The 8,408-nt window shown below is 71.2% G+C and carries 5 protein-coding genes; 2 read left to right on the forward strand and 3 right to left on the reverse strand.

Features of this window, described 5'->3' with window-relative positions; genetic code table 11:
- Positions 1–92 precede the first annotated feature (92 nt).
- Both ACFQ7Q_RS17950 and ACFQ7Q_RS17955 read right to left on the reverse strand, forming a co-directional pair.
- A complete protein-coding gene (locus tag ACFQ7Q_RS17950) occupies positions 93–2,903 on the reverse strand; it encodes a molybdopterin-dependent oxidoreductase (protein ID WP_383555827.1) in 2,811 nt (936 codons plus the stop codon).
- Positions 2,900–3,724 carry an FAD binding domain-containing protein gene (locus ACFQ7Q_RS17955; protein ID WP_383555830.1) on the reverse strand — a complete coding sequence of 275 codons (825 nt, stop codon included), beginning with the start codon at positions 3,722–3,724 and terminating at the stop codon, positions 2,900–2,902. The genes ACFQ7Q_RS17950 and ACFQ7Q_RS17955 overlap by 4 nt, the downstream gene beginning before the upstream one ends.
- Before the next feature lie 229 nt (positions 3,725–3,953).
- Here ACFQ7Q_RS17955 and ACFQ7Q_RS17960 point away from each other — a divergent pair, with 229 nt between their 5' ends.
- Positions 3,954–5,483, forward strand: coding sequence for a PucR family transcriptional regulator (locus ACFQ7Q_RS17960; protein ID WP_383555832.1), 1,530 nt, complete (start codon positions 3,954–3,956; stop codon positions 5,481–5,483).
- A gap of 42 nt (positions 5,484–5,525) precedes the next feature.
- Here ACFQ7Q_RS17960 and ACFQ7Q_RS17965 read toward each other — a convergent pair whose 3' ends face one another.
- Complete coding sequence (locus tag ACFQ7Q_RS17965) at positions 5,526–6,734, reverse strand: NAD(P)/FAD-dependent oxidoreductase (RefSeq protein ID WP_383555834.1); 1,209 nt, start codon at positions 6,732–6,734, stop codon at positions 5,526–5,528.
- Between the two features lie 233 nt (positions 6,735–6,967).
- On the opposite strand from ACFQ7Q_RS17965, the gene gdhA reads away from it, so the two are divergent.
- On the forward strand, positions 6,968–8,314 hold the full coding sequence (gene gdhA, locus ACFQ7Q_RS17970) for an NADP-specific glutamate dehydrogenase (RefSeq protein WP_383555836.1): 1,347 nt from the start codon (positions 6,968–6,970) through the stop codon (positions 8,312–8,314).
- Positions 8,315–8,408: the final 94 nt, after the last annotated feature.

Genomic DNA, 8,408 nt, shown 5'->3' on the forward strand with positions numbered 1-8,408 from the left:
GATACCCGTCCCGATCCTGCGGAACCACATCTGCTCCCGATTCCGCCCCTGTCGCCTCGCTTTTGTGAGCAAGGCACGAAGAGCGCCTTGGACTATTCCGTTCCATCGTCCGACGACGCGCACGGCATTGCACCCCGCGTTCGGTGACGGTCGAGTGCGAGCCAGACGCGGTCACGGGTGACGGGCAGCTCGGTGAACCGGATGCCGGTGGCGTCCCGCAGGGCGTTCGCGAACGCGGGCGCGACCGGGTTGAACGGGCTCTCGCTCATCGACTTGGCCCCGAGCGGGCCGATCGCGTCGGACGTCTCCATGAAGTGGACCTCGGTGCGCGGCACATCGGCGTACTGGGGGAGCCGGTAGCGGCGGAAGGCGGCCGTCGTCACCTCGCCGCGCTCGTCCACCCGCACGGTCTCGAAGAGCGTCGCCCCGAGCGCCTGGGCGACGCCGCCCTCGACCTGGCCCCTGCACTGCATCGGGTTCATGACCTTGCCCGCGTCCGCCGCGTGGACGCTGCGAAGGATCCTCATCTCGCCGGTGTCCGGGTCGACGGCGAGCCGGAACCACTGCGCGTTGAAGGCGACCGAGCGCGGCGAGCCGCCCCAGTGACCGTCCGCCGCCAGCTCGTCCAGCCTGCCCTTGTCGTACGCGGCCTCGTACAGCTCCTTCAGGCTGACGATCCGGCCCGCGCAGTCGAGGGCCTCGGCCTCCAGCCTGCACAGATGCCGCGCCACTCCCGTGTGCCGGGCCGCGAAGGTCCGCAGCCGCTCCGCGAGCGAGTCGGCCGCCAGCATCACGGCCTTGCCCGCCACCACCGTGCCGGCCGAGCCGAACGCGCCGGTGTCGTGGCGCACGACGTCCGTGTCCGACTGGCGGACCGCGATCCGGTCGACCGTGGTGTTGAGCGCGCCCGCGGTGATCTGCTTGTGGACGGTGGTCGTGCCGTTGCCGAACTCCGCCGTGCCCACCGCGATGTCGTACGTGCCGTCGCGCAGCAGACTGACCCGGGCGTCGGCGAAGTGTCCGCCCGGCGGCCCGGTCGCGATCATCGCGACGGCCGTACCCGTCCCGGTGAGCCAGCCCTTCGGGACGTCCTCGTGGCTGCGGTCCTCGGCGATCGCCCCGCGGACGACGTCCATGCACTGCTTCATCCCGTACGAGGCGATGAAGAGGTCCTCCTCGTGGCCGATCGGGGTCACCATGGGGCCGCCGGCGCCGATGACGTTCTTCTCGCGCAGGACGAGCGGGTCCATGCCGAGGCGGACGGCGAGCTCGTCCATCACCGATTCGAGCGCGAAGAGGACCTGCCCGAGGCCGTAGCCGCGGAAGGCGCCCGCCGGTACGCCGTTGGTGTAGACCGAGTACGCCTCCACCTCCTTGTTCGGCGCCTTGTAGACGGCGAACGACTCGCCGACGCTGTGGAACATGACGGCCGGTCCGTGGTTGCCGTAGGCGCCGGTGTTGGAGACCACACGGATGCGCAGCGCGGTGAGGGTGCCGTCGGCCTTGGCGCCGACCTTGATGGTGATCTTGAAGGGGTGGCGGGTGGTGGCACCGTAGAACTGCTCGGCCCGGGTGAACTCGAGTTTCACCGGGCGCCGCAGCTTCAGTGCGGCGAGGACCACGATGTCCTCGGTGAGCATCTCCTGCTTGCCGCCGAACCCGCCGCCCACGCGGCCCGCGACGACGCGGACCTCGTCCTCGTTCAGGTCGTAGAGGGCGCACAGCGCCCGTCGGGTCAGGAACGGCGCCTGGGTGGAGGAGCGGACGGTGATGCGCTCGCCCTCGCCGTCCTCCTTGGGCTCGAAGTACGCGACGCTGCCATGGGTCTCCAGGCTGGCGTGCTGCACGCGCTGGGTCCGGAAGGTCTCCTCGTGGACGACGTCCGCCTCCGTCCAGCCCTTCTCCATGTCCCCGATCGTGCCGTGCACCTCGCCGCACACGTTGTTCTCGGGGCGGGCGATCCGAGACTCCGGGCCTTTCGCGTGGATGACCGGGGCGCCCGGGAGCATGGCCTCCTCCGGGTCGATGACGTACGGCAGTTCCTCGTAGGTGACGACCACGCGGCGGCAGCCCTCCTCGGCCGCCTGCTCGCTGTCCGCGACGACGGCCGCCACGCGCTGGCCGACGAAGCGGACGACGTCGTCCAGGACGCGGGTGTCCTCCGGGTCCTCGGTCGGGTGCTCGTGACGGGCGGAGGAGTACAGCCGGCCGGGGGCGTCGTGGTGGGTGAGGACGGCATGCACGCCCGGGACCCGGAGGGCCTCGGAGGTGTCGATGGAGACGATCCGGGCGTGCGGGTGCGGGGAGCGCAGCAGCTTCATGTGGAGCAGCCCGGGCACCTCGACGTCGAAGGTGTAGCGGGCGGTGCCGGTCACGACCTGGGGGCCGGCCGGCGCGCCGAGGCTCCTGCCCACCGCCTTTCCCGCACAGGGGCGTTCGGTGTGCTGCGCACCGCGCACCGCGTCCTCGATCGCGCGGTAGCCGGTGCAGCGGCAGATGTTGCCCTTGAAGGCGCGCGGCAGGTCGTCGAGTTTGCCGTCGTCGTGCTCGGTGCCCTCCTCGGCCTGGAGGGCGGCGGTGGTCATCAGGAAGCCGGCGGTGCAGAAGCCGCACTGGAAGCCCTGGGCGTCGAGGAACCGCTGTTGCGCCGGGTGGAGTTCGCCGCCCTCCTTCGCGAGGCCCTCGACCGTGGTGACCGACCGGCCCTCGGCTCGTACGGCCGGATAGACGCAGCTGTGCACGGGCTCACCGTCCACATGCACGGTGCAGGCGCCGCAGTCCCCGGCGTCGCAGCCCTTCTTCACCCCGAACCAGCCGCGCTCGCGCAGATACGTACGCAGGCACTGGCCGGCGCGCGGCTCGGTGTCGAAGGGTTCCTGGTTGACCTGGACGCGGAAGCTCATCGTGTGGACTCCTGGGTGAGTTCGCGGCGGATCTCCTCCGCGAAGCGAAGGGCCATGTGCCGCCGCCACTCGGGCAGCCCGTGGATGTCGTCGAACCATTCGTGATCGGCGACGGCCGCGTCGATCGAACCCCGGAGGGCGGCCGCGGTCGGGGGGAGCGGGAACCAGAAGCGGAAGGGCCTGGTCGTGGCGGCGGTGACGGTGACGGCCAGCGACCCGTCCCGTGGGTCGAGCGTGCCGATGACCAGCGCTCCGGAGCGTCCGAGACCGTAGAGCGACGCCTGTCGGAACGCCGTCCGGCAGTTCAGGGCGTCGGCCGGAATCGTGATCGACCGCAGCAGTTCGCCCTCGGCGAGGTCCTTGCGCCCGGCGCCCGTGACGAAGTCCGCCACCTTTCTGCGGCGCGGCGAACCGCCCTGGCCCAGCAGCAGGCATTCGCCGTCGAGGCCCGCCGTCAGCGAGATCATCGGCCCGGCCGGCAGACCGTTGCAGAGGTTGCCGCCGACGGTCGCCATGTTCCAGATCTTGAACGAGGCGAGAAACGCGCGGCACGACTGCTCGACGAGGCGTGCCGCGGGGGCCGGGAGCGTACGGGCGTACCGGTACAGCCGCGCGACCGTGCAGGTGGCCGCGATCTCCAGGGACCCGTCGGCATGCCGGACGAGCGGCTCCCAGCCCATGCGGCTCAGGTCGATCAGCCGGCGGATGTGCGGCTGCGGCTCCGAGAAGAGGTAGGTACCGCCGCCGAGCCAGGCGTCTCCCGGTCGCCAGGTCTCGCGACGGCGAGCGTCGCGTACGTCGAGCACCGTGTTCAGATCCATGTCTCCCCATGCCCTTTCGGCCACTTGCTTCCCGCCAGTGAAACCCGCGCGGTGGGGCGTAAACGACTGGTTGCGCACACGGAAAGCACCATCCGGTCAGGCCGGGGATTGGTTGATCAACCAAGAGGCGTTTTCCTGGATCGCCTTAGCATTTACGATGCAGGAACACATTCTCACCTTGTGAATGTGAGGTACTCGGATCGACCTGGTCCGCGCAGGGAGGCAGCGCATGCATGTCGGACACCTCCTCCAGTTGGACAGTCTTCGCCTCGCTCTGGTCTGGGGCGACGAGGGCCTTCTCGGTCACGAGATCAGTGGAGTGACAGCCACCGACCTGGAGGACCCCACCCGCTTCCTCCAGCCCGGCGAGATCGTCCTGAGCGGGCTCGTGTGGTGGAACCAGGAGGACAGCCGCGCCAGGACCGACCGGTTCGTCGCCGCACTGCGCTCCGCCGGCGCCGCCGCGCTGCTAGCCGGCGAGGAGACGCACGGCACGGTCCCCGCCGATCTCGTCGCCGCCTGCGAGGCGCACCGGATCCCGCTGCTCGCGGTGCCGTCACGGACGACCTTCCGGGCCGTGACCGAGGCCGTGTACCTGCGGCAGTGGGGCGACCTCAGCCGTCGCCCCACCCTCCACCACGCCCTCCCGGAGAACGTGCGCAATGACCTGAGCCGCGTGCTCGAACGCGGGCCCACGGCTGCGGAGCTCCTGGACCGCGCCTTCGCGCACCTCGGAACACCCCCCTGCCATCTGCTGACCGGCAGCGGCCGCACCGTCGCACGGACCGCCTCCGCCCCCGAACTGACGGCCCACCAGGCCGCGAGCAGTCTCCACGACACGACGGGCACGACCCTGCGGGCCGGGACGGGCGGCACTCCGTACGACGCCTGGCACCTCTACCTCCCGGCTCCCGCCGAGACCCCGCCGCGCGTCCTGCACGAGATCGCCGAGGTCATGGCCCAGTACCGGGACCACCACGACCGCCGGCAGCGGGCGCGGCGAGAGGCGGCCGACGCGCTCGTCCGTCTGATCGGCACCCCCGCACCCGACGCCTCCGCCATGGACGGAGCACTCCGCGCCTGTGGCCTTCCGGCCCGGGACGCGCGGTACCGCGTACTCGTCGCCTCGACGGACGAAGCGGACGGCGGCGCGACCGCGGCCGACGCGCTCACCGAGGCCTTGAGCCACCTCACGTCCGCGTTCGCGGTGGGCACGGGCCCCGGTGGAGAAGCCATCGGCGTCGTCGAGGCCACCGCGGACGACGGGACGACCGGTGGACTGGCGGAGATCTGGCCCCTGCTGGCCGCCTGCCATCCGCAGGGGGATCCCGCCCCGCGCGTCGGCGTCAGCGCGCCCGTACCGCACGCCGACGCTCTGCGGCGAGCCCTCGACCAGGCGCGCTACGCCTCAGCCGCCGCCGGGTCCGGAGCCGAGGGTCGGACGCGGGTCACGGGCGTGGAGGAACTGTCCACCGTCGAGGCCCTGTTGGCCGGGGTCCCCGCCGACGTCAAAGCCGTGTACACCACGAAGACCCTGGGTCCGCTCCTGGACGGCGCCAGCGCCTCCCACCGCGTCCTCCTGGAGACCCTGGAGGTGTTCCTCGGTCTCAACTGCTCCTGGGCACGGACGGCCGAGACCCTCAATCTGCACGTGAACACGGTCCACTACCGGATCCAGCGCATCGAGGCCCTGACCGGACGGGACCTCTCACGCCTCGACCACAAACTCGATCTGCGCGCGGCGCTGCTGTGCCGCTGACCGCCGGTGTCGGGCGAGGTCCGGCGCGGGCGGTGGGAGGGCTCAGCCCGCCGCGGGCGCCAGGGCCGGGTCGGAGAAGAACTCCGAGGGAGGGGTCACCCCGGCGATCACCCGGGCGAAGCCGTCCATGGTCTCCTGCTGTCGCGCGATGGCGCCGAACATCCGCCGCATCTCGGGAGTCGGCGGATCCAGGCAGGCGAAGTCGGCGGTGAACTCGTAGATCTCCCGCACTCGCTCGTCGCGGGCCTCCTGGTAGTCCCGCATGGCCTCCTCGAAGGGGCGCTGCCCGGTGAGGGTCTCGTCGACGGCACGGGCACACAGTTCCGCGTCCTGGAAGGCGTCCTGGATGCCCTGAGCGGTGATGAAGTCCTTGAGGTATCCGGCGTCGCCCACCAGGGCCCAGCCGGGTCCGTACGGGGTACGGAAGTAGTTCGGGACGGCGGTCCCGACGAAGCGTTCCGCTCGGGTGGCCGACGCGAGCCGTTCGGCCAGGTCGGGCGCCAGGGCGACGGTGGCCAGGTACTCGCCCTCGGAGTCGGTGCGGTTCGCCTCGAACTCGCGCATGGGCCAGCTGCAGATGAGCAGGGTCAGGCCGTCGTTGGTGGGCCAGCCCGCGAACCCTCGGTCGGGCCGCAGGAACGCCTCGAACCGGTCGAAGCCGAGCCCTGACCAGTAGGTGTAGTAGCTGGCCTGCAGCTTCGGTTTCTCGGCGTAGGAGGCGGCTTCGACGCTCCGCGCGACGAACGAGTGGGCGCCGTCCGCGCCGATCACCAACCGGGCATGCTCCGTCACCTGGGGGCTGTCGTGCTCACGTCCCCGGATCCCGGTCACGGCATCGCCCGCGCTCCCGCCCCCGTTCACCAGCTCCTCGACGGAGAACCCCTCGCGTACCTCGGCGCCCGCCTCCGCGGCGGCATCCACGAGGATCTTGTCCAGGACCGTGCGGCGCGGCGCGTACGAGCCCGGGAACCCGTACCCGGCCGGGGAACCGGCCAGGGTGAGCGGCCCGAGGTCGAAGGAGTACGTGGTGATCATCGGCAGATCGCCGGCCGTCACCCGGCTCAGCAGGCCCCAGCGGTCCAGCGCCGCCAGGCCCGGCGGATGGATCAGGTGCGTGGAGACGGTGTCGCTCGGGAAATGGGCCCGGTCCAGCAGGAGGACCCGGTGGCCCCGTCGTGCCAGCAGCATCGCGGTCGGTGCCCCGGCGCAGCGCGCTCCGACCACGATGGCGTCGTAGGTCTTTTCGGGCATGGCGTCACCTGATGGTTGCTGTACTTCCACGCTATCCCCGGGCCCCGGCCGGCGCCCCCGGAAGGTGGCCGACCCGGCAGGGCCCAGGCGCCCCAGGGCTCCGGCACCGCGCGTCGCCCGGGCCGTCCATCGGATCGCGGATCGTCCCAACACCCGCGCGGGCTAAGGTCCGACGAGAACTGTGTGACGTCGCCCCCGGGCAACGGAACTTTCGGAGAAAGCGAGACACAGGCATGAACGTCAGCGCACATATGGAAGCCGTCTACACGGAAGTCTGCCGGCGCAACCCCGGCGAGGCGGAGTTCCACCAGGCGGCGGCCGAGGTCCTCGAATCCCTTGCACCGGCGATCGAGCGGCACCCCGAGTACGTCGACACCGGGATCCTGGAGAGGCTCTGCGAGCCCGAGCGGCAGCTCATCTTCCGGGTTCCCTGGGTCGACGACCAGGGCGCCGTGCACGTGAACCGAGGCTTCCGGGTGGAGTTCAACAGCGCTCTCGGGCCGTACAAGGGAGGGCTGCGGTTCCACCCGAGCGTCAACCTCGGCATCGTGAAGTTCCTCGGTTTCGAGCAGATCTTCAAGAACGCGCTGACCGGGATGGCGATCGGCGGCGGCAAGGGCGGCTCGGACTTCGACCCCAAGGGCCGCTCGGACGCCGAGATCATGCGCTTCTGCCAGTCCTTCATGACCGAGCTCCACCGCCACCTGGGCGAGCACACCGACGTTCCCGCCGGGGACATCGGGGTGGGCGGGCGGGAGATCGGCTACCTCTTCGGCCAGTACAAGCGGATCACCAACCGCTACGAGTCCGGTGTCCTCACCGGCAAGCCGGTCGGCTGGGGCGGCTCTCACGTCCGTACCGAGGCCACCGGCTACGGGGCGGTGTACTTCGCCCAGGAGATGCTCGCCACGCGCGGCCACGGCTTCGAAGGGCGCCGGGTGGTGGTCTCCGGATCAGGGAACGTGGCCGTGTACGCGGCGGAGAAGGTGCAGGCCCTGGGCGGCCGGGTGGTGGCCTGCAGCGACTCCTCCGGATACCTCGTCGACGAGGAGGGCATCGACCTGGAGCTGCTGAAGGACGTCAAGGAGGTGCGCCGCGCGCGGATCTCCGCCTACGCGGAGGCGAAGCCGACCGCGCGGTTCTCGGCCCGCGGCACGGTCTACGACGTCCCGTGCGACATCGCCCTGCCCTGCGCGACCCAGAACGAGCTGGGCCGCGACGACGCCGTGGCCCTGGCCAAGAACGGGGTGCTCGCCGTGGCGGAGGGCGCGAACATGCCCTGTACCCCCGAGGCGGTGAAGGTGTTCCGCGAGGCCGGGATCCTCTTCGGCCCGGGGAAGGCCGCCAACGCGGGCGGCGTGGCCACCTCGGCGCTCGAGATGCAGCAGAACGCTGCCCGCGACAGCTGGACCTTCGAGCAGACCGAGTCCCGGCTCGCGATCGTCATGCGCGACGTCCACACCCAGTGCCGCGCCACCGCCGAGGCGTACGGCGGCAACTCCGAGGACTATGTGCTCGGCGCCAATGTGGCCGGGTTCCTGAGGGTGGCTCAGGCCATGACGGCCCAGGGCATCATCTGACGGCAGTGCCCCGCGGACGGTCCGCCGTCGGACCACTCCTGTGACAGGGCCCCGGGGATGCTCCTGAGACGGCCCGCCTCGCGCGCCGCCCGGC

It is taken from the genome of Streptomyces sp. NPDC056527 (assembly GCF_042794475.1).
Lineage (GTDB): Bacteria > Actinomycetota > Actinomycetes > Streptomycetales > Streptomycetaceae > Streptomyces.